The organism is Streptomonospora litoralis (assembly GCF_004323735.1).
Classification (GTDB): domain Bacteria; phylum Actinomycetota; class Actinomycetes; order Streptosporangiales; family Streptosporangiaceae; genus Streptomonospora; species Streptomonospora litoralis.
This window is the reverse complement of the sequence record NZ_CP036455.1, coordinates 4,252,681-4,271,743: the sequence shown is the minus strand read 5'-3', so window position 1 is coordinate 4,271,743 and position 19,063 is coordinate 4,252,681. Positions and strand designations below refer to the sequence as shown.

16 protein-coding genes are annotated in these 19,063 nt (G+C 70.2%); 6 read left to right on the top strand and 10 right to left on the bottom strand.

All coding sequences use genetic code 11. The features are described from left to right. Window positions 1-56: 56 nt before the first annotated feature. Window positions 57-413, top strand: coding sequence for a DsrE family protein (locus EKD16_RS17960; protein ID WP_131099443.1), 357 nt, complete (start codon window positions 57-59; stop codon window positions 411-413). A gap of 81 nt (window positions 414-494) precedes the next feature. On the opposite strand, the gene EKD16_RS17955 is transcribed toward EKD16_RS17960, so the two are convergent. The 3 genes from EKD16_RS17955 to EKD16_RS17945 form a co-directional block, all read right to left on the bottom strand. Then, window positions 495-2,123, bottom strand: coding sequence for a peptide chain release factor 3 (locus EKD16_RS17955; protein WP_131099442.1), 1,629 nt, complete (start codon window positions 2,121-2,123; stop codon window positions 495-497). Continuing rightward, window positions 2,120-2,554, bottom strand: coding sequence for a MerR family transcriptional regulator (locus EKD16_RS17950; protein WP_242677030.1), 435 nt, complete (start codon window positions 2,552-2,554; stop codon window positions 2,120-2,122). The genes EKD16_RS17955 and EKD16_RS17950 overlap by 4 nt, the downstream gene beginning before the upstream one ends. Window positions 2,555-2,664: 110 nt before the next feature. Beyond that, window positions 2,665-4,158, bottom strand: a complete 1,494-nt coding sequence (locus EKD16_RS17945) for a SulP family inorganic anion transporter (protein ID WP_131102744.1) — start codon at window positions 4,156-4,158, stop codon at window positions 2,665-2,667. Window positions 4,159-4,626: 468 nt separating this feature from the next. On the opposite strand from EKD16_RS17945, the gene EKD16_RS17940 reads away from it, so the two are divergent. The 3 genes from EKD16_RS17940 (at window position 4,627) to EKD16_RS17930 (ending at window position 7,842) form a co-directional block, all read left to right on the top strand. Beyond that, on the top strand, window positions 4,627-5,493 hold the full coding sequence (locus tag EKD16_RS17940; RefSeq protein WP_131099441.1) for a fructosamine kinase family protein: 867 nt from the start codon (window positions 4,627-4,629) through the stop codon (window positions 5,491-5,493). Between the two features lie 282 nt (window positions 5,494-5,775). After that, on the top strand, window positions 5,776-7,062 hold the full coding sequence (locus tag EKD16_RS17935; RefSeq protein ID WP_131099440.1) for a hypothetical protein: 1,287 nt from the start codon (window positions 5,776-5,778) through the stop codon (window positions 7,060-7,062). 108 nt (window positions 7,063-7,170) lie between these two features. Further along, window positions 7,171-7,842, top strand: a complete 672-nt coding sequence (locus EKD16_RS17930) for a hypothetical protein (protein WP_131099439.1) — start codon at window positions 7,171-7,173, stop codon at window positions 7,840-7,842. Here EKD16_RS17930 and EKD16_RS17925 read toward each other — a convergent pair. Beyond that, window positions 7,809-8,261, bottom strand: coding sequence for a DUF2231 domain-containing protein (locus tag EKD16_RS17925; protein ID WP_165498599.1), 453 nt, complete (start codon window positions 8,259-8,261; stop codon window positions 7,809-7,811). The two genes, EKD16_RS17930 and EKD16_RS17925, sit on opposite strands and share 34 nt — an antisense overlap. 332 nt (window positions 8,262-8,593) lie before the next feature. On the opposite strand from EKD16_RS17925, the gene rpoB reads away from it, so the two are divergent. Next, a complete protein-coding gene (rpoB, locus tag EKD16_RS17920; protein WP_131099437.1) occupies window positions 8,594-12,061 on the top strand; it encodes a DNA-directed RNA polymerase subunit beta in 3,468 nt (1,155 codons plus the stop codon). A 146-nt stretch (window positions 12,062-12,207) separates the two neighbouring features. Then, window positions 12,208-13,233 (top strand): LLM class flavin-dependent oxidoreductase, encoded by a 1,026-nt coding sequence (locus EKD16_RS17915; protein WP_131099436.1) that lies wholly within the window; start codon window positions 12,208-12,210, stop codon window positions 13,231-13,233. Here the strand turns inward: EKD16_RS17915 and EKD16_RS26525 are convergent. The 6 genes from EKD16_RS26525 to EKD16_RS17890 form a co-directional block, all read right to left on the bottom strand. Beyond that, a complete protein-coding gene (locus EKD16_RS26525) occupies window positions 13,197-13,979 on the bottom strand; it encodes an RNA-guided endonuclease InsQ/TnpB family protein (RefSeq protein WP_341351843.1) in 783 nt (260 codons plus the stop codon). The genes EKD16_RS17915 and EKD16_RS26525 overlap by 37 nt on opposite strands. Beyond that, entirely contained in the window at window positions 13,930-14,484 is a 555-nt protein-coding gene (locus EKD16_RS26520; protein ID WP_341351842.1) for a hypothetical protein, read from the bottom strand. Before EKD16_RS26520 ends, EKD16_RS26525 begins: the two co-directional genes overlap by 50 nt. A gap of 220 nt (window positions 14,485-14,704) precedes the next feature. Then, window positions 14,705-15,157, bottom strand: coding sequence for a helix-turn-helix transcriptional regulator (locus EKD16_RS17905; RefSeq protein ID WP_449457456.1), 453 nt, complete (start codon window positions 15,155-15,157; stop codon window positions 14,705-14,707). A gap of 149 nt (window positions 15,158-15,306) precedes the next feature. Beyond that, window positions 15,307-15,834: a hypothetical protein gene (locus EKD16_RS17900; RefSeq protein WP_131099434.1), complete on the bottom strand. Its 528-nt coding sequence runs from the start codon at window positions 15,832-15,834 to the stop codon at window positions 15,307-15,309. Between the two features lie 221 nt (window positions 15,835-16,055). Beyond that, the gene (locus tag EKD16_RS17895; protein WP_131099433.1) at window positions 16,056-17,807 is read right to left on the bottom strand and encodes an ATP-binding cassette domain-containing protein; all 1,752 of its coding nucleotides are present in this window, start codon (window positions 17,805-17,807) and stop codon (window positions 16,056-16,058) included. After that, window positions 17,804-18,916, bottom strand: a complete 1,113-nt coding sequence (locus EKD16_RS17890) for a P-loop NTPase family protein (protein WP_131099432.1) — start codon at window positions 18,914-18,916, stop codon at window positions 17,804-17,806. The genes EKD16_RS17895 and EKD16_RS17890 overlap by 4 nt, the downstream gene beginning before the upstream one ends. Window positions 18,917-19,063 lie beyond the last annotated feature (147 nt).

Below are 19,063 nucleotides of genomic sequence, written 5' to 3'. Positions count from 1 at the left end.
GCTGTCCCCGGCGCAGCGGGGTGCGCCGTTCACCCGGAACCGAGAGGAGACCGGCCATGTCCCAAGCCGCCGTAGTCGTGCTGGCCGACACCGAGAGCCACGCCGATCTGGGCCGGGCGTTCAACGCACTGGTCGCGGTCAAGGAATCCAAGCAGTACGGGGACGACGACCGGCTCATCTTCGACGGCGCCGGTACCAAGTGGCCCGGCGTGCTCTCCGACCCCGGGCACATGGCGCACAAGCTGTACGAGGAGGTCGCCGACGTGGTCGCCGGGGCGTGCGGATACTGCGCGAACGCCTTCGAGGCCGAGGGCCACGTCCACGAGGCCGGGATTGCCGTGCTCGACGAGTTCGAGGGCCATCCCAGCTTTCGGAACCTGATCGCCGGCGGTTACGCGGTCATCACCTTCTGACCGCGGCCGCGTCGCGGCCGCTGCCGGTTTCGCGGAGCCGCCGGGTCCGAGGCGGTGCGTCCGCGAACGGTGCTGCGGAGGTCATTCCTCGGCTTCGACGCCTCCGGCCAGCAGCGGCTCCAGTACCAGGTCGGGGTTGTCGCGCTTGATCACCCTCAGCCGGTACTTGTTGTGCACCAGCACCAGCAGTTCGCCGTCGGCGCGGCGCGTCAGCACCTCCGCGCCGGACAGGGCGTGGGCAGTCGGCGCCGACCCGGCGTCGGTGCGCCGCGCCAGTGAGTAGTCCAGGTGCGTCAGCTCGATCGGGGCGCGGAACTCCTCGGACATGCGGTGCGCGACGACGTCGAACTGCAGCGGGCCCACCGCCGCGAGGACGGGCGCCTGCTCGCCGCGCACGTCCGAGGACAGCACCTGCACGACGCCTTCGGCATCCAGCTGGGCGATGCCGCGCTGGAACTGCTTGTAGCGGCCCGCGTCCTTGGCGCGGGCGACAGCGAAGTGCTCGGGGGCGAAGCTGGGGATCGGCGGGAAGTGCACCTTCTTCCCGGCGTAGAGGGTGTCGCCCACGCTCAGGGCCGCGGCGTTGACCAGCGCGATCACATCGCCGGGGTAGGCGGTCTCGATGGTCGAGCGTTCGCTGCCGAACACGGCCTGGGTGTACTTGGTGGCGAACGGCTTGCCGGTGTTGGCGTGGGTGAGGACCATGCCGCGCTCGAACCGGCCCGAGGCGATGCGCAGGAACGCCATGCGGTCGCGGTGCGCCTTGTCCATGTTGGCCTGCATCTTGAACACCTGCCCGGAGAAGGGGGCACCCACCGGGCGCACGGCGCCGTCCGCGTCGACGGGATCCTCCGGCGCCGGCGCCAGGTTCACCAGCGCCTCCAGCAACTGCGAAACGCCGAAGTTGGGCAGCGCGGCGCCGAACAGCACCGGTGAGGACTCCCCGGCGAGGAAGGACGCCTCGTCGAAGTGGGCCTCGATCTCGCCGAGGAGGTCGATCTCCTCCTGGGCCTGCGTCCACTCCGCGCCTTCGGCCTGGGCGGCCTGCTCGGGGTCCACACGCTCCTCCCGGGCGCGGGTGGCCCCGCCCGGGGTGCGGGTGAGCTTGGTGTAGGAGCCGTCGGCGCGGTCGATGAGGCCGCGGAAGTCGCCGGCGATGCCCACCGGCCAGTTCATCGGGGTCGGCCGCAGGCCGATGCGCTGCTCGATCTCGTCCAGCAGTTCCAGCGGCTCGCGGCCGGGGCGGTCCCACTTGTTGACGAAGGTGATGACCGGCATGTTGCGGGCGCGGCAGACTTCGAACAGTTTGAGGGTCTGGGGCTCCAGGCCCTTGGCGGAGTCCAGCAGCATGATCGCGCAGTCCACGGCCGAGAGCACCCGGTAGGTATCCTCGGAGAAGTCCGCGTGGCCGGGTGTGTCGAGCAGATTCAGCACGCAGTCGCCGTAGTCGATGCGGAGCGCCGCCGAGGTGATGGAGATACCGCGGTCCTGCTCCATGGCCATCCAGTCGGAGGTGACGCCGCGCCGTTCGCCCTTGCCGTGTACGGCCCCGGCGGAGGTGATGGCCGCGGCGTGCAGGGCCAGCGCCTCGGTCAGCGTGGACTTGCCCGCGTCCGGATGGGAGATGACCGCGAACGTGCGCCGCCGCGCGGCCTCGCCGGTGACCTCCTCGGAGGTCGTGGAGTCGGTTGCTGTGGCCGTCGTACTCACCGCTGCTCTGTGTTCCTCACCTGTGGTCGGTCGCTCGCCGGGTGCGTGCGTCGCCGTGCGCGCAGCCGCTCGGCGAATTCCTCGGCCATGTCGAGTTGCTCGCGCAGGGTGCGGCAGCGGTCCTCGGCGGCCTGCTCGAAGGCGTCCAGCCGCTCCACCAGCCGGTGGCGCTGCTCGTCGGATGCGGCCGGATCCTCCAGCCCATCCAGGATCTCCAGTAGATCGCGCGTCTCCTCCAGGCTGAAGTCGAGCGGCTTCATCCGCTTGATCAGCAGCAGCCGGGCGACGTCGCCCTCGGTGTAGAGCCGGAACCCGCCGCGCGAGCGGGCCGAGGGTTCGACGAGGCCAACCTCGCCGTAGTAGCGGATCGTCCGCAGCGACAGGCCCGTGCGCTCGGCGACCCGGCCGATCTGCATGTGCTCGGCGCCCATCGACGCACCTCCCCGAAGCCGACTCTACCTTCACGTGAAAGAGGGCGGTGCACGCCGCCCGACCAACGACCGCGGCTTCAGCGAACGTGCCGCCCGTCGGCTGCTGCGTCTCAGTGAGCTGAGTTCAGGGTGCCCGAAAGGTCCTTGTGCAGCTCCTCGCTGGGGATGTTCAGGCCGGCGATCTCGGCGGTGATGCCGTGTTTGGCGAACTTGTCCACGGCGTGGTCGAGCGCGGCCACGGCCGAGGAGTCCCACATGTGGGCGCGGGAGAGGTCGATGACCACCCTGTCCACGCCCTGCTCAGCGTAGTTGAACCGGCCGACGAGCTCGTTGCTGGAAGCGAAGAAGAGGTCACCGCGCACCGAGTAGACCCGCACACCGCCCTCGGGGTCGAGCACGCTGGTCACGCCGGACAGGTCGGCGACCCCGCGGGCGAATAGCGCCGTGGACGTGAGCACCCCCACGATGACGCCGATGGCGAGGTTGTGCGTGGCCACGACGACGACCACCGTGGTCACCATGACCGCCGTTTCGGTCCAGGGCATGCGCCGCAGGGTGGCGGGGGCGATGCTGTGCCAGTCCATGGTCGCGATCGACACGAAGACCATCACCGCGACAAGGGCCGCCATGGGAATCACGGCCACCACGTCGCCCAGTACCACCACCAGGAGCAGGAGGAACACGCCGGCCAAGAACGTCGACAGCCTGGTGCGGGCGCCCGAGCGCACATTGATCATCGTCTGGCCGATCATGGCGCAGCCGGCCATGCCGCCGAAGAAGCCGGTGATGACGTTCGCCCAGCCCTGGCCGCGGGCCTCGCGGCCCTTCGGCGAGCGGGTGTCGGTGATGTCGTCGACGAGCTTGGCGGTCATCAGCGACTCCATCAGCCCCACCAGGGCCAGCGTCGCGGCGTAGGGCGCGATGACCGTCAGCGTCTCCCAGGTGAGCGGAACGGCCGGCAGGAAGGGTACGGGCATGCTTTCCGGCAGTTCGCCCATGTCGCCGACGGTGGGGACCGAGGCGCCGGAGGCCACGGTGACGATCGTGAGCACGATGATGGCCACCAGCGGCGCGGGCACCGCCGTCGTCAGGCGCGGCAGCAGGAAGATGATCGCGAGCCCGCCTGCGATGAGGGCGTAGACGGGCCAGCCCTCGCCCGCGAAGTGCGGCACCTGCGCCAGGAAGATCAGGATGGCCAGCGCGTTGACGAAACCCGTCATGACGCTGGGCGGGACGAACCGCATCAGTTTCGCCACCCCCACCAGGCCCAGGACCACCTGGAAGAGGCCGGCCAGGATGGTGGCGGCCAGCAGGTAGTCGACGCCGTGCTCGAGTGCCAGCGGGGCGACCACCAGCGCCATCGCGCCGGTGGCCGCGGAGACCATCGCCGGGCGTCCGCCGAGGAAGGCGATGGAGACCGCCATGATGAAGGACGCGAAGAGGCCGACTCGGGGGTCCACGCCCGCGATGATCGAGAAGGAGATCGCCTCGGGGATCAGCGCGAGGGCGACGACGAGGCCGGCAAGGACCTCGGTCCGCAGTCGCGAGGCGGACAGGCGCGGGAGGGGTAGGCGTCGGCGGAGTGGGATCTGCTGAGCGGTCATGAAGCCGATCTCGTGCTGGGCGAATGTGCGCAGCGTCACCGGACCAGGGCGCGCTGCGCCCTCACCGGGCACGCGGCACAGCGCGCGGTGGGTGGGTTCAAAGTGAGGGGGGAGCTCGATGCATGCGGGATTGCGCGGGGTCCGGCCTCTTCAGCGGCGCCGTTGCCGCCGGCCGTATGGGCGAACGCCCGCGGAGGCGGGAGTGGAGGGAGGAGTCGGGGTTGGGCCGCAGCCCGCAGGCACGGTATGAGTTTACTGTCACGTAAGCGTTGTGATCACGTTGTGCGCACGAGAGCCTGCCCACATCCCCGGCGGTCGGGAGGACCGGCGCGCGGTGACGGTGCCCGGTACGGAGACCGCCCCGCCCCGCGGGCACCACGTCGGGGCCGGCGACGCCGAAGGGCTCATCGGACGCGCGGCAGTACCGTAGGAGTGAACCCGCCCCCGGCCGACGCATCGAGCACGCCCATGCCTCACGGATCTCCCGCGACCCCGCCGGCGGCGGCCGTCTCCGCGGCCACCGGCGGCGAGGTGCGTTCCTGCACCACGCTGGGCACGTCGCACGCCTGGACGCTGCACAGCGGCGAACTGGCCGACGGGCGCGGCTTCTTCGCGAAGGTCGCCGACGGCTACGCCGAGGCGCCGGCCGCAGAGGCGGCCGGGCTGCGCTGGCTCGCCGAGGTCCCCGGCGGGGCGGCCGTGCCCGGGGTTCTCGCCGCCGACGGCGGCGTGCTGGTCTTGGAACGGGTGCATGAGGACGGCGCGAGGGCGGACGCGGCCGCCGATCTGGGGCGGCGCCTGGCCCTCACCCACCGGGCCGGTGCGCCGTTCTTCGGCGCGTCCTGGCCGGGTTGGCTGGCCACTCTGCCTCTGGACAACACCCCCGGCGACCGCTGGCCCGAGTGGTACGCCCGACGCCGTCTGCTGCCCTACCTCCGTGACGCCCGCGACCGGGGGTACCTGGACTCGGGCGACGTGGCACAGCTGGAACGCGTGCTCGACCGCATCGCCGACCTCGCGGGCCCCGACGAGCCCCCGGCCCGCATCCACGGCGACCTTTGGGCCGGGAACGTGCTGTGGGGCCGTGACGGCGCGGTGCTGATCGACCCCGCCGCGCACGGTGGGCACCGCGAGAGCGACCTGGCCATGCTGCAGCTGTTCGGCGCCCCGCACCTGGACCGGATCCTCGCCGCCTACGACGAGGCATTCCCGACGGCCCCCGGCCGGCGCGACCGCGTCCCACTGCACCAGCTGCACCCGCTGCTCGCCCACGTGTGCCTGTTCGGGCGCAGCTACCGCTCCCAGCTGCTCGACGCCGCGCGCCGCCTGGCTTAGGGCATCTGGAGCCGCGCTCGGGTCCTCGCGGAGCCCGCCTGGTCCCTCAGCGGCACCGCCGGGAGTCGAGCCGGGCGACCGGGCGCGCCACGTGTTCGCTTGGACGAGGCCGGGCGCCGTGTGGGCCGCCTCGCGCAGTGCCGTTTCGCCGTCTTGTTCTCGCCGTGGCCGGCGACGACATAGGAGCGGACGGACATCTGGCCAGGTTGTGGTGGTTTTGCCGAAAGAGGTGATTTAAGGTACTTTACTCCGCATTTCCCCGAACTGCCCGAAGGAACAGCCATGGCGCCAGGCATGGGCGCACTTCCGAATGACACCCGGTTTCTGCACATCGGCCCGTTCAAGACCGGAACGACCGCGATCCAGGGTGCGTTCCACCTGGCCCGCCCTCGCCTGAAGGAGCAGGGCCTCGCCTACATCGGCAGTAACCGCCAGCCCGCGGGTGCGGCGCAGCAAGCCGTCGGCCTCCCACCCATGTTCGGCTCGGTACACCGGCGCGATTCCTACTGGCAGGAGTTGCTCGACGAGGTCGAGGCGGTGGAGGGCCTGCGCCCGATCGTCAGCAGCGAGTTCTTCTGCGAGGCCGACGACGAAGCGGCCCGCCGGATCGTCGAGGATCTCGGCGGTTCCCGCGTGCACGTCATCGTCACCCTGCGGCCGCTCGCCAAGATCCTCTCGGCCCAATGGCAGCAGTTCGTCCAGGCCGGGCTGCTGCACTCGTACGAGGAGTGGCTGGATGTCACGTTCAATCGGCCGCCTTCCGAGCAGCCGATCCCCACGTTCTGGCGTCGCCACGATCACGCGTCCCTGGTCAGCCGCTGGCTCGAAATCGTCGGTCCCGACAACCTCACGGTGATCGCGGTAGACGACTCCGACCCCGGCATGCTGCTGCGCAGCTTCGAGGAGATTGTCGACCTTCCAGGCGGCTTTCTCGCGCCCGACGAGACTCAGTCGAATCGCTCGCTGTCGTACAGCGAGGCGGAGTTCTTCCGCCGGTTCAACCGCGAGTTCCTCGGTCACGACCTGGACGAACTGCTGTACGGCCGCTACATCCGGCGCGGTCTCGCGCCCCACCTGAAGTACCACTACCGGCCTGCACGCGAGGACGCCGTCATCCGCACTCCGGCCTGGGCGATGGAGCGGGCGGCGAAGCTCGGCGCGGAGTCGGAGACCACGCTGTCAGGGCTCGGGCTGCGGATCATGGGTGACCTCGCGGTGCTCGGCGAGATTCCGGAGAATCGGGTGGGAGAACCGTCGGAAGGAGAGTCGATTTCGGCCGAGGCCGCCGCCCACGCGCTGGTGGGTGCGCTCGTCGCGGTCGAAAAAAGGGAGAAGAGCCGGGAAAAGGCGGCCGAGAAGGCAGCCGAGGCTGCGGCGCGGAAGGCTGCCGACGCCGCGAGGGAGAAGGCGACCAAGGCAGCGGAGAAGGCCCGGCGCCGCGATCCGGACCGCTTGCCCAACGTGTCGGCGCGCCGTCTGGTCCGGGAGTTGGTCAAACGCGGAATCCGCAAGGTCGGCCGCGCTCGCAGGCGTCTTTCGCGCGGCCGGAAGAACCGGGTCGCCTCATGACCAGTGCCTCTTGCGGTGCCCACCCGGTTCGAGTCGGCTGAAGGCCCTGTAGCCCGTGCTCGAACGGGCTTGGCCGGCTCCGGTCGAGAGCGTCGTGGAGGTGTGTGCGTGGGGCGCCGTCGTGTGGTGGTCGTGCTGCTGGTGCTGCTGGTCGGCGGGGCTGTCGTCGGCCTGGCGTCGGTGGGCGCCGACAGGGTTCCGTCCACGGCGCGGGAGTCCGGGCCGGCGAACCACAGGCTGCCCGCCCTCCTCTACTTCGCGCTGGTGACCTTCGTCGACACCTTTCTCGGCTGGTGCGTGGCCCCGGTCCTGCTGGGCTACCGGGCCGCGCGTTCGGCGGGGTGGGCCGCGGCAGCCGGTGCCGCGTTCGCGGTGTCGGCGCTGGCTTTCTACACCGCCGGCAGCCACGTCGCGCGGGGCTTCGACGCCCGGGAACTGGCGGCCGGGGATCTGCCGCCGCCGCCCTCCGTCCCTGCCCAGCCCAGCGTGCTGGACAGCGCCCTCGGGATGATCCAGTCCCCGCTGCTCGCGATGGCCGTGGCCGGCGCCGTACTCGGGAGCCTCGCCGGGTACCACGCTCGGCGGTGGCCGCTCCTGCTGCTGGTATTGGCCGCGGCGGTCGCACTCGACCTGTGGCGGCGGGCGGACACACCGTGGCTGAGTGTCGCCAACGGCGTGCCGAACGCGCTGCTGGTCGCGGCGGGGGCGGCGGTGGTGGCCTGGACGGTGTGGTGTTCACAGCGTTCTCAGCGCGGATCGACTCCGAACATATGCCGGTAGGAGAGTTCGCCGCCCAGCCATCCCGAATAGCCGAGAACGGCCGCGCTGAGCGCGGTGAGTATCAGGCCCGACGGCAGAACTCCGCCTTCGGGGTCGGGAAGGCGCAGCAGAAAAGAAACCAGAAGCAGGACCAGCAGCACGCCGTTGGCGGCGCCGTGCCGCAAGGCCGCCCGGTTCCTCCGGATCTTCCGGACGGCGAGGAAGTCCACGGCCCCGGGCGCCGCGGCGATCAGGCCGCTGAACAGGCCGGCGCCGACGAGCCAGACCCCGGCCAGTGCCCAGGCGCGTGACCCCTCTGCCACATATCCCACGTCCGCGACCAGGGCCGCGACGACCGCTCCGATGGGCAGCGGAACCAGCATCGGATGAACGGGATGTCCGTTGATCGCCGCGCGACTGGGTGTCGGCTCGTTACTCATGGACCACTCCTTCCGTGCACAGCGGCCGCTACCCCTGAAGCCGAACGGGCTAACCGGTGGTGACGGCCCGTGGGCGGTGTGTGCCCCGCTGCGCCGCAGAACGGCACGACGCGGCACCGTCGGCCCGTGGCGGTTGGTCGTGGTTGACGAGTTCATCCGGCTGTGCCATTCTGAATATGGCACTGAGGCTGACGTTGATTATATTTTTGGACACGTCTCTCTAGATTGCGCTATGCTGCTGCCTCGCGCTGCCTCTTAACACCCTGCTTGTCGTTGGGGTGATTGGCGTGCGCGCAGTCCGACTCCATCCGTGCCTTCCGGAAGGACATCTGTTGGCAGCCTCGCGCAACGTCTCCGCCGTACCCGCTGGTCCCCGTCGCGTCTCTTTCGCGCGCATTCAGGAGCCTCTCGAAGTCCCGGACCTCCTCGCGCTGCAGACCGAGTCGTTCGGCTGGCTGCTCGGTAACGAGGAGTGGAAGGCCCGGGTCGAAGACGCTCGCAACGCGGGCCGCAAGGACGTTCCGCCTCAGTCGGGTCTCGAGGAGATCTTCGAGGAGGTCAGTCCGATCGAGGACTTCTCGGGCACCATGTCCCTGTCGTTCCGGGACCACCGGTTCGAGCCGCCCAAGTACTCCGAAGAGGAGTGCAAGGACAAGGACATGACCTACTCCGCCCCGATGTTCGTCACGGCGGAGTTCATCAACAACGACACCGGTGAGATCAAGAGCCAGACGGTCTTCATGGGCGACTTCCCGCTCATGACGGACAAGGGCACCTTCATCGTCAACGGTACCGAGCGCGTCGTGGTCTCCCAGCTGGTGCGCTCGCCCGGCGTGTACTTCGACCGGCAGGTCGACAAGACCTCCGACAAGGACCTCTACGGCTGCAAGGTCATCCCTTCGCGCGGGGCGTGGCTGGAGTTCGAGGTCGATAAGCGCGATTTCGTGGGTGTGCGCATCGACCGCAAGCGCAAGCAGGGCGTGACGGTGCTGCTCAAGGCGCTGGGGTGGAGCACCGACCGGATCCTGGAGCGGTTCGGGGCCTACGAGTCGATCCGCAACACGCTGGAGAAGGATCCCACGGCGGGTACCGACGACGCGCTGCTGGACATCTACCGCAAGCTGCGTCCGGGTGAGCCGCCGACCAAGGAGTCGGCGCAGGCGCTGCTGGAGAACCTGTACTTCAATCCCAAGCGTTACGACCTGGCCAAGGTGGGCCGGTACAAGATCAACAAGAAGCTGGGGCTTGAGGCGGAGTTCTCCCAGGGCACGCTGACCGAGGACGACATCGTCGCGACGATCGACTACCTCGTGCGGCTGCACGCCGGCGAGGAGGCGATGCCGGGCGTGGACGGTGACGTCGTCGTCGAGACCGACGACATCGACCACTTCGGCAACCGCCGCGTGCGCACCGTCGGCGAGCTGATCCAGAACCAGGTCCGGCTGGGCCTGGCCCGCATGGAGCGGGTCGTGCGCGAGCGGATGACCACGCAGGACGTCGAGGCGATCACGCCGCAGACCCTGATCAACATCCGCCCCGTGGTGGCCTCCATCAAGGAGTTCTTCGGCACGTCGCAGTCCTCCCAGTTCATGGACCAGACCAACCCGCTGGCGGGCCTGACGAACAAGCGCCGCCTCTCGGCGCTGGGGCCGGGCGGTCTCTCCCGTGAGCGCGCGGGCTTCGAGGTCCGCGACGTGCACCCCTCGCACTACGGCCGGATGTGCCCGATCGAGACCCCGGAAGGGCCCAACATCGGCCTGATGGGGTCGCTGGCGGGCTATGGCCGGGTGAACTCCTTCGGCTTCGTCGAGACCCCCTACCGCAAGATCGCCGACGGCCGCATCACCGATCAGGTCGACTATCTGACCGCCGACGAAGAGGACCGCTACGTCATCGCGCAGGCCAATACGCCGGTGAATGCGGACGGTTCCTTTGCCGAGGACCGCGTTCTGGTCCGCCGCAAGGGCGGCGAGTTCGAGGCCGTCGTGGCCGGCGAGGTGGAGTACATGGACGTGTCGCCGCGGCAGATGGTGTCGGTGGCCACGGCCATGATCCCGTTCCTGGAGCACGACGACGCCAACCGCGCGCTGATGGGCTCGAACATGCAGCGCCAGGCGGTGCCGCTGCTGCGGGCGGAGTCGCCGCTGGTGGGCACGGGTATGGAGTACCGGGCCGCGACGGATGCCGGCGAGGTCGTGCTGGCGGAGAAGCCCGGTGTGGTCGAGGATGTCACGGCCGACTACGTCACGGTGATGGCCGACGACGGCACCCGCAAGACCTACCGGTTGGGCAAGTTCCGGCGCAGCAACCAGGGCACGTGCTTCAACCAGCGTCCGATCGTGGAGGAGGGCGTGCGGGTCGAGGAGGGCCGGGTGCTGGCCGATGGGCCCTCCACCGACAAGGGCGAGATGTCGCTGGGCAAGAACCTGTTGGTGGCCTACATGTCGTGGGAGGGCCACAACTACGAGGACGCGATCGTGTTGTCGCAGCGGCTGGTGCAGGACGACGTGATGTCCTCGATCCATATCGAGGAGCACGAGGTCGATGCGCGCGACACCAAGCTGGGGCCCGAGGAGATCACCCGCGAGATTCCCAACGTCAGCGAGGAGGTGCTGGCGGATCTGGATGATCGGGGGATCATCCGTATCGGTGCCGAGGTGATCGACGGCGACATCCTGGTGGGCAAGGTGACGCCCAAGGGTGAGACGGAGTTGACTCCGGAGGAGCGGCTGCTGCGGGCGATCTTCGGTGAGAAGGCGCGCGAGGTGCGGGACACGTCGTTGAAGGTGCCGCACGGCGAGTCGGGCAAGGTGATCGGTGTGCGGGTGTTCAGCCGTGAGGACGGTGATGAGCTTCCGCCGGGGGTCAACGAGCTGGTGCGGGTGTATGTGGCGCAGAAGCGCAAGATCACCGATGGTGACAAGCTCGCGGGCCGGCACGGTAACAAGGGTGTGATCGCCAAGATTCTGCCGCAGGAGGACATGCCGTTTTTGGAGGACGGCACGCCGGTGGACATCGTGTTGAATCCGCTGGGTGTTCCGGGGCGGATGAATGTGGGTCAGATTCTGGAGATCCATCTGGGCTGGCTGGCCAAGAACGGTTGGCAGGTGGAGGGCGCCGAGGAGGAGTGGCAGAAGTCGCTCCATGCCATCGGCGCCACCGACGTACCGCCCGACTCCCGCGTGGCCACTCCCGTCTTCGACGGCCTGCGCGGAGACGAACTCAGCGGCCTGATCCAGTCGGTCCGTCCCAACGAGGACGGCATGCGGCTGATCGACGAGCACGGCAAGGCGCAGCTGTTCGACGGCCGCACCGGTGAGCCGTTCGCCGAGCCGATCGCGGTGGGCTACACCTACTTCCTGAAGCTGCACCACCTGGTCGACGACAAGATCCACGCGCGCTCCACGGGCCCGTACTCGATGATCACCCAGCAGCCGCTGGGTGGTAAGGCGCAGTTCGGCGGGCAGCGCTTCGGCGAGATGGAGGTCTGGGCCATGGAGGCCTACGGCGCCGCCTACGCGCTGCAGGAGCTGCTGACCATCAAGTCCGACGACGTCCTGGGCCGGGTGAAGGTCTATGAAGCGATCGTCAAGGGCGAGAACATCCCCGAACCGGGCATCCCCGAATCGTTCAAGGTGCTCATCAAGGAGATGCAGTCGCTCTGTCTGAATGTGGAGGTGCTGTCCAGTGACGGTATGTCCATCGAGATGCGCGATACCGACGAGGACGTCTTCCGGGCGGCGGAAGAGCTGGGAATCGACCTGGGGCGGCGCGAGCCGAGCAGTGTCGAAGAGGTCTGAGGCTCCCCGCGGGTGACGCCTCGCGGGTGTCGGCCCGCGCCGGAGAAGGGCTCTCGCCTCCCGGCGCGGGCCGACCCGCCTCGGCGGCCCGCCGTTGCCGAGCGGCGACGGCGGAATACCTGTATGCCGCTCGTGTTGACCAGACTGTGAAGAAGATCGGATTCCTGTCTTTCGGCCATTGGACCCCCTCGCCGCGCTCGCTGGTGCAGTCGGCCTCCGACGCCCTGCAGCAGTCGATCGAGCTGGCCGTCGCCGCTGAGGAGATCGGCGCCGACGGCGCGTACTTCCGCGTGCACCACTTCGCCCGGCAGCTGGCGTCGCCCTTCCCGCTGCTGGCGGCGATCGGGGCGCGGACCAGCCGCATCGAGATCGGCACCGGCGTGATCGACATGCGCTATGAGAACCCGCTCTACATGGCCGAGGACGCCGGAGCCGCCGATCTGATCGCCGGCGGGCGGCTGCAACTGGGAATCAGCCGCGGCTCGCCGGAGCAGGTCGTCAGGGGATACGAGTACTTCCGGCACCACCCGGCGGAGGGGACCACCGACGCCGACATGGCGCGCGAGCACACCGCGGCGCTGCTGGAAGCCCTCAAGGGCGAAGGGTTCGCCGAGCCCAATCCGCAGCCGATGTTTCCCAACCCGCCCGGCCTGCTGCGGATCGAACCGCACTCGCCCGGGTTGCGCGAGCGGATCTGGTGGGGCGCCGGCACCCGCGCGACCGCGGAATGGACTGGGCGGCAGGGCATGCACCTGATGAGCTCGACTCTGCTCACCGAGGACACCGGCGTGCCGTTCCACCAGTTGCAGGCTGAGCAGATCCAGCTGTTCAAGGACGCGTGGAAGGCCGCCGGCCACGGGCACGAGCCGCGGGTCTCGGTAAGCCGCAGCATCTTCCCGCTGGTGAGCAACGTCGACCACCAGCTGTTCGGTCGCCAGCGGGGCAGCACCGACCAGGTCGGGCACCTGGATGACGGCCTCGCCCGGTTCGGCAAGACCTATGCGGCCGAACCCGACAAACTCGTCGAGGATCTGGCGCAGGACGAGGCGGTCTCCGCCGCGGACACGCTCCTGCTCACCGTGCCCAACCAGCTGGGTGTCGACTACAACGCCCACATACTCGACAGTCTGCTGCGCTACGTCGCCCCGGAACTCGGGTGGCGGTCAACTTGACCCGGCCCTTCAGGGCAGCCCTGAAGGGCCGGGCTTGGAGGTAGTCGCCCGACCGGCTGCCGGGTGGGCTCCTCCGTCCAGACACCCCTGTTACTTACGGGGCGGCAGGGACGCGTGACGCACGCCCCGCATTCCACGCGTCCTCGCCCCGGCGGGCGATGGTGCGGGAAGCGTTGCGGTCGGCGTGGGCAACGACCCCACGACCGGCACACGAACCGGGCCCGATCGAGGCGGTTCCTCGTGTCGATGTGGTGGCGTTCGGCGCATTCCTGGCTGGTGTAGGCCGGATCCACCGAGACCAGCGGCACACCGGCCCGCTTGGCCTTGTAGGCGATGAAGGCGGCGAGCCGGGCGAAGGCCCAGGAATGGATCGCGACCCGTTGGGGCCGGCAAAGCCGTACCCTCTGCCGGATCCCCGTCAGGTCTTCCAGGGCGATACCGGCCGAGGTGCGTTCAGCCTCGGTCACGATCTGCTTGGCGATGGTGTGGTTGGTGTTCGCAACGTGGCGCCGCTCGCGGCGGTTGCGTTTCTTGAGCCGGCGTTTCGCCGATTTCGTCTTCTTGGCCTGGAGTTTGGCCCGCAGGGCGGCCTGGCGCTTGCGGTGGCGGTTCAGGCCCCGCCCGGCCGCCCGGTAGCCGGTGGAGGTGGTCGCGATGTTGGCGATGCCCAGATCCACACCGATGAACCCGTCCGGTTCATACTGTTGTGCCTCGGGCACCTCGCAGGTGGCCATCAGGTAGAACACGCCGTCGCGTTCGACCAGATCGGATTCGCCCTGCCGGTGCTCGATCAGCGTCTTGAGGGCCTCCGGTGCGCAGGCGAAACCCACGTTCTTCAACCGGCCCGCGGTGGTCCAGATGGACACCGTCTGCTGGTCGTACTGCCAGCTCAGACACCGGTCGTCGAAGGGGTGGGGCGGCCTCGGGCCGGAAGGCGATCGGCGCGGACTCGGCGTTGCGGCGGCGCTTCGAACCGGGTGTGCCGAGGTGGCCGGCCCGGATGTTGGCCGCCAGCGTGGTGTAGGCGTCGCGGACCTTCTTGATGGTGTGCTGGGCCGCCTGAGCGCCCAGTCCTTGAGCGCGCAGGTCGGCGTAGGTGTGCTTGCGCAGCTCGTACTCGCGCGGCACGCCGAGGTCGAAGGCCACCGCCGAGACCCGGTTGGCGGCCTCGTTGAGGGTGCGCAGGGTGGAGGCCGGCGCGGACGCCTGTGCGGCATCGGGCATGAGTTTGGCCTGCACGACGAGCTGCACAGCGGTGATCCTACGATCACCGCCGCCCCGATAGGGGCCGAACGCCGATATCCGCAGGCGTGCTCGCATTCGGGGCGGGGCCGTGATGAGAAGCGATTCCTCCCGGCTCTGCAGAGCCGGGGCTCCTCGCTAAAATCGGCTGAACCGGCGCGGCGTGATCCGGGCGGTGTCGCTACGGCGGTGATCGTGGAGACCACGACACGCCATCGGGATTCGCCACTCAGCCCGCCTCGCCGAGGGGCGTTTGTCGTTTCCTGACGGGGCGGGTCACCTGTTTCTCCACGCACGAGGGCATCCCCGCCGTCGCGCGCCCCTCCTGGCGCCGGTAGACGCTGGGCGACACGCCGACCAGTTCGGTGAAACGCGTACTGAAGGTGCCCAGCGACGAGCATCCGACCGCGAAGCAGACGTCGGTGACACTCAGGTCGCCGCGGCGGAGCAGCGCCATCGCGCGCTCGATGCGGCGTGTCATCAGGTAGGAGTACGGGGACTCTCCGTAGGCCTGGCGGAAGCGGCGGCTGAGGTGCCCCGCCGACATGTTCACGCCGCGGGCGAGCGCCTCGACGTCCAGCGGCTGCGCGAACTCCCGGTCGATGCGGTCGCGAACGCGGCGCAGCAGCGCGAGGTCGCGCAGGTGCTGGGCCGCGGCTTGCTTGCTGGTCACGTGCCGAATCGTGTCACGTCGGGGGAGAAGTTGCCTAGGCTGCTGGCTGCACCGCCCCGGCGCGAGCAGGCCCCGCACGGAAGGCGCAGCCGGGTCGGGTGCCCGGCGGGGCGGCCCGGCCGCCTCGGGTGCGGGTGTCCTCGCGCAGCGCAACGGTCTCACCTGGCCCAGGCGCCGACCGTGCGCCAGCTGTCCTTCACCTTGCGGAAGCCGAGCTCGGGAGCCAACTCCGCGAACTCTCGCTTCTTCTCGTCGATCTCGCCGGTGAAGACGGCTACCTTGTGCACCGTCACCCTGCGCATGTTCTTCTTCTCTATCCAGATGTGTCCGAATCCCCATCCCTGGTTGCCGCTTGCGAGCCCTACTTGGGATATTTCGAACAGCGGTACTCGGCGGGTCCTTCTCTTCTTGACCAGGTCGAAGCCCTCGTCGTCGATCCGCAGACGGTGGCCGCGGTAGAACCAGGCCAGCAGTAGGCCGCGGAGAATACCCGCCGCCAAAAAGAGCGAATAGAGCCGGATCGGCCAGATGACGACGCCGCCGTTCAAACCCTGGATTATGGGGATCAGTGCACCATAGCTCGACCAGCTGCCGAGCACCCGCAACACGATGTCTTCCGCCGGAATCGGTTCGATGACGAGTCTGGCTTTCCCGTCCTGCGGTTCCGCCTCGGTTGCTGCATCCATGATCCCGTCCTCTCCGGAACCCGAGCGCGCGAAGGCGGCATTTCCGGTCACCGCGTCACGGCTCCGCTTTTCCCTGCTCGCCGGTAGCGGTTCGAGGGCGGACTCCCGTACCGTCGCCGCCGGGCCCTGCAACGGGCACCCCGACGGTAGCGAGTGCAGCTGCGGCCGTCCAACACGGGGCCGCGGCACCGGCAGGGTAGGGCCGCGGCAGGCGGTGGAGGTCAGGTTGGTCCGGTCTCGGCGAACGGGGAGTCGGCTGTGCCTCCCGCGGTATCTTGCGTTCCCGGCCGCGGGGGTTGTTCCTCATGCAGCACACCGCGGGACAGCCGCCAGACGACGTCCGTCGACTTCAGCCGTTCGGGTCGGTGGGTGACCACGATCACCGTTCCGGAGAACGCGGCGACGATCTGATCCACCACGCTCGCCGCACGGGCGTCGAAGTGGGCGTCGGCCTCGTCCAGCAGCAGTAGCCGAGGCCGTTGCAGCAGCGCCCGCGCAAGGGCCACCCGCTGCTGCTGCCCAGCCGAGAGCCCGCGACCCGATTCCCGCACGGGTGTGCGCAGACCCAGGGGCAGTTCCGCGACGACCTCGTCGAGCCCGCTGGCCCGGACGGCCTCGTGCAGCCGCCACCCGTCGGCCTTCGGATCGGCGTAGCGCACGTTGTCGGCGATGGTGCCGCGCAGCAGCGGCAGGTGCGGCCCGGCCAGGCCGATCGCGCTGCGCAGCGAGTCGGCCCGGCACTCGGCGATGTCGGCGCCGTCCAGTAGCACCCGCCCGCCGTCGGGCGCCGTCAGCCCCGCGATCACCGACAGCAGCGTGGACTTGCCGGTGCCGTTGCGGCCGGTCACGGCGACGACGCCGCCTGCGGGAACCCGTGCGGTGGCGCCCACGAGCACGCCGTCGATCCGCACACCGTCCAGGACGACCTCGCCCCCGCCTTCCGGTAGTTCCGGTGCGCTGCTGCCGGGCAGGCGGCGGCGCGGTCGGGTGAGTTCGGTGCGGACCTGGCGCATGGCCACGGCGCAGGCGGAACGGTATTCGGTGATCCGGGTGAGCTCGCGCAGCGGGGTGACCATGATGCCCACCACCGCGATGGCCGCCGTCGCAGCCCCCGCTCCCTGGCCCGATCCGGCCGCCGCCACCAGCACGCCCGCACTGGCGGCCAGCGTCGTGGCTTCGCCGATGGCCCGCGTCGTGCCGATGGCGCGGGCGCGGTGCACCTGCGCATCGGCCAGCTTGCGCGAGCGGTGCGAGACGACCCGCCGCTCCGCCCGTTCGCGGCCGAACGCCTGGACCACCAGCGGCGCGCCGACCCGCTCCACCACGTGCGCGGCGACCCGAGACTGGCGGCGCCGGGCACTGCGGTGTGCCGTGCGGAGCCACGGCGACAGCGCGGCGGTCGCCCCCAGACCGCAGGCGGTGACCGCGCCCGCCACGGCGGCGATCCACGGGTCGATGAGCGCGAATGCGATCAGGCACCCGGTCAGCAGCGGGACGGCGACGGCCAGCTTGGCCAGGCCCAGACTCGCCCACCGGCGCAGGGCGCTGAGGTTGCCCATCATGCGCAGCGACGTCCCGCCCGTGGACCGCCCGCGCCCGGCTTCGCGCGAGGGGGCCGCGGTGATGCGGCGGAACAGCGCCGTGCGGATATCGGAGACCCACGACTGGCCCAGGCGTTCGGCCAGCACGCGCTCGGCGTAGAGCAGCGCGCCCGACGCCGCGACGAGCCCACCGGCCCAGGCCAGGACCGGCGCGGCGGGCAGCGCCGCGACGCCGCCCTGCCCGCTCCCGGTACCGAGCCCGCTCGCGATTCGGCCCACCAGCGACGCCCACCCGATCGCCGCGGCCGCCTGCCCCAATCCGACGGCGACGAGCAGCCCGAAGGTCCAGCGGCGACGGCCCGAGAGCAGCAGGGGCACCCGCCCCGCGCTGTCGCCGCCGCGAGTGTGGGACGGGGCCCCGGTCGCGCTCATGCCGTGCACTCCCGCACCGGCTGGACGACCGCTCGCGGGGTGAGTTGCGCGGCGATCGCCGGATCGGCGAGGTCGTCCAGGCCGTGCACCGGAAGATCCAAGTGCCGCGCGCACTCGCGTACGGCCAGTGGCGAGGCGGTCATCCGGCCGCTTACCGCCAGCACCGGAAGCCCGGCCGCGCGGAGCCGCTCGGTGCCGTACAACGCCCCGGCGGCGTCGCCCGCCGCGAACACCCAGCCCTGCACCAGCGCCGGCAGCCTGCCGGGCTTCAGCAGTTCGGCGGTCTCCGGCTGCAGCAGGCCGTCGGCGACCTCCAGGACGACCGCGTCGGCCCCGGCTCCCACCAGCCCGTCGTGCAGGTCGCGGGCCGCCGCGAGAATCCTCTCGATGGGGACGCGGTAGGTGGTGGCCAGGCCCGCGTCGGTGAAGTCGGCCGCTGCGAACGCACCGGAGTCCTGCAGCATCCACCGGTCGCCGCCCGCGCCGGTTCCGGTGACCTTGGCCGCACCGACGCGGTATCCGGCGGCGGTAAGCCCGCGGACCAGTGCCGCGCCGGTGGTGGTCTTCCCGGCGTTCATGGACGTGCCGACGACCGCGACGGTCGGCACGCCGTCCCGGCTGCCCGCGAGAACGGCGGCCCGGGGGGCGGCGAGGCGGGTCATGTTCACGGGTTCACCGGCGGCGTCCGCCGCGAGCCCCACCGGCTTCAACGTGGTCGGCTCGGCCAGGTCGGCGTGGGCGCTGATCACCTCGGCGGCGATGCCTCCGGCCGCCACGAGGTCGCAGGGCCCCAGGTCGGCGGGAGGTTCGGCCTCGAACTGGTCGGGGGCATAGCGCGCGCCGTACGCGACCAGGACCTCGTCGCCGGGGAAGAGGTGTGCGCGCCTGCCCGCAGCCGATTCCAGTCGCGTGTGCCTGCCGATCCCGGTGACTTCGGCGACGACGACGTCGCCGTGCTGCGGTCGCACGCCGGGACCGCTCAGCAGGTGGACGGGGCGGTCGCCATCGAGGGCGCGCACGGTGTAGGAGACCTTCAGCGCCGCGCGCCGGGTGTTGGAGAGCCGGTGCAGGACGGCCGGGGAGGAGGTGGGAGCGAACGATCCGTGCATGGTTGCAAACCCCTGTGCTTTGGCTGGTGGCGGGTTCCGCCGGGGACGACTGCAAGCCTGGTCGCCGCGGATGAGGCGGCCCTGAAGCGCACATGAGAGCTCTTTCATGCGGGCCGCGGCAGCGGCAGCGCTTGACGGTCGCCCGCA

Coding starts and splice junctions, on each gene's coding strand:
- EKD16_RS17940 (WP_131099441.1), top strand. CDS start 4,627: ATGCCTCACGGATCTCCCGCGACCCCGCCGGCGGCGGCCGTCTCCGCG.
- EKD16_RS17925 (WP_165498599.1), bottom strand. CDS start 8,261: ATGAGTAACGAGCCGACACCCAGTCGCGCGGCGATCAACGGACATCCC.
- EKD16_RS17935 (WP_131099440.1), top strand. CDS start 5,776: ATGGCGCCAGGCATGGGCGCACTTCCGAATGACACCCGGTTTCTGCAC.
- EKD16_RS17960 (WP_131099443.1), top strand. CDS start 57: ATGTCCCAAGCCGCCGTAGTCGTGCTGGCCGACACCGAGAGCCACGCC.
- EKD16_RS17900 (WP_131099434.1), bottom strand. CDS start 15,834: ATGGATGCAGCAACCGAGGCGGAACCGCAGGACGGGAAAGCCAGACTC.
- EKD16_RS17895 (WP_131099433.1), bottom strand. CDS start 17,807: ATGAGCGCGACCGGGGCCCCGTCCCACACTCGCGGCGGCGACAGCGCG.
- EKD16_RS17945 (WP_131102744.1), bottom strand. CDS start 4,158: ATGACCGCTCAGCAGATCCCACTCCGCCGACGCCTACCCCTCCCGCGC.
- EKD16_RS17950 (WP_242677030.1), bottom strand. CDS start 2,554: ATGGGCGCCGAGCACATGCAGATCGGCCGGGTCGCCGAGCGCACGGGC.
- EKD16_RS17890 (WP_131099432.1), bottom strand. CDS start 18,916: ATGCACGGATCGTTCGCTCCCACCTCCTCCCCGGCCGTCCTGCACCGG.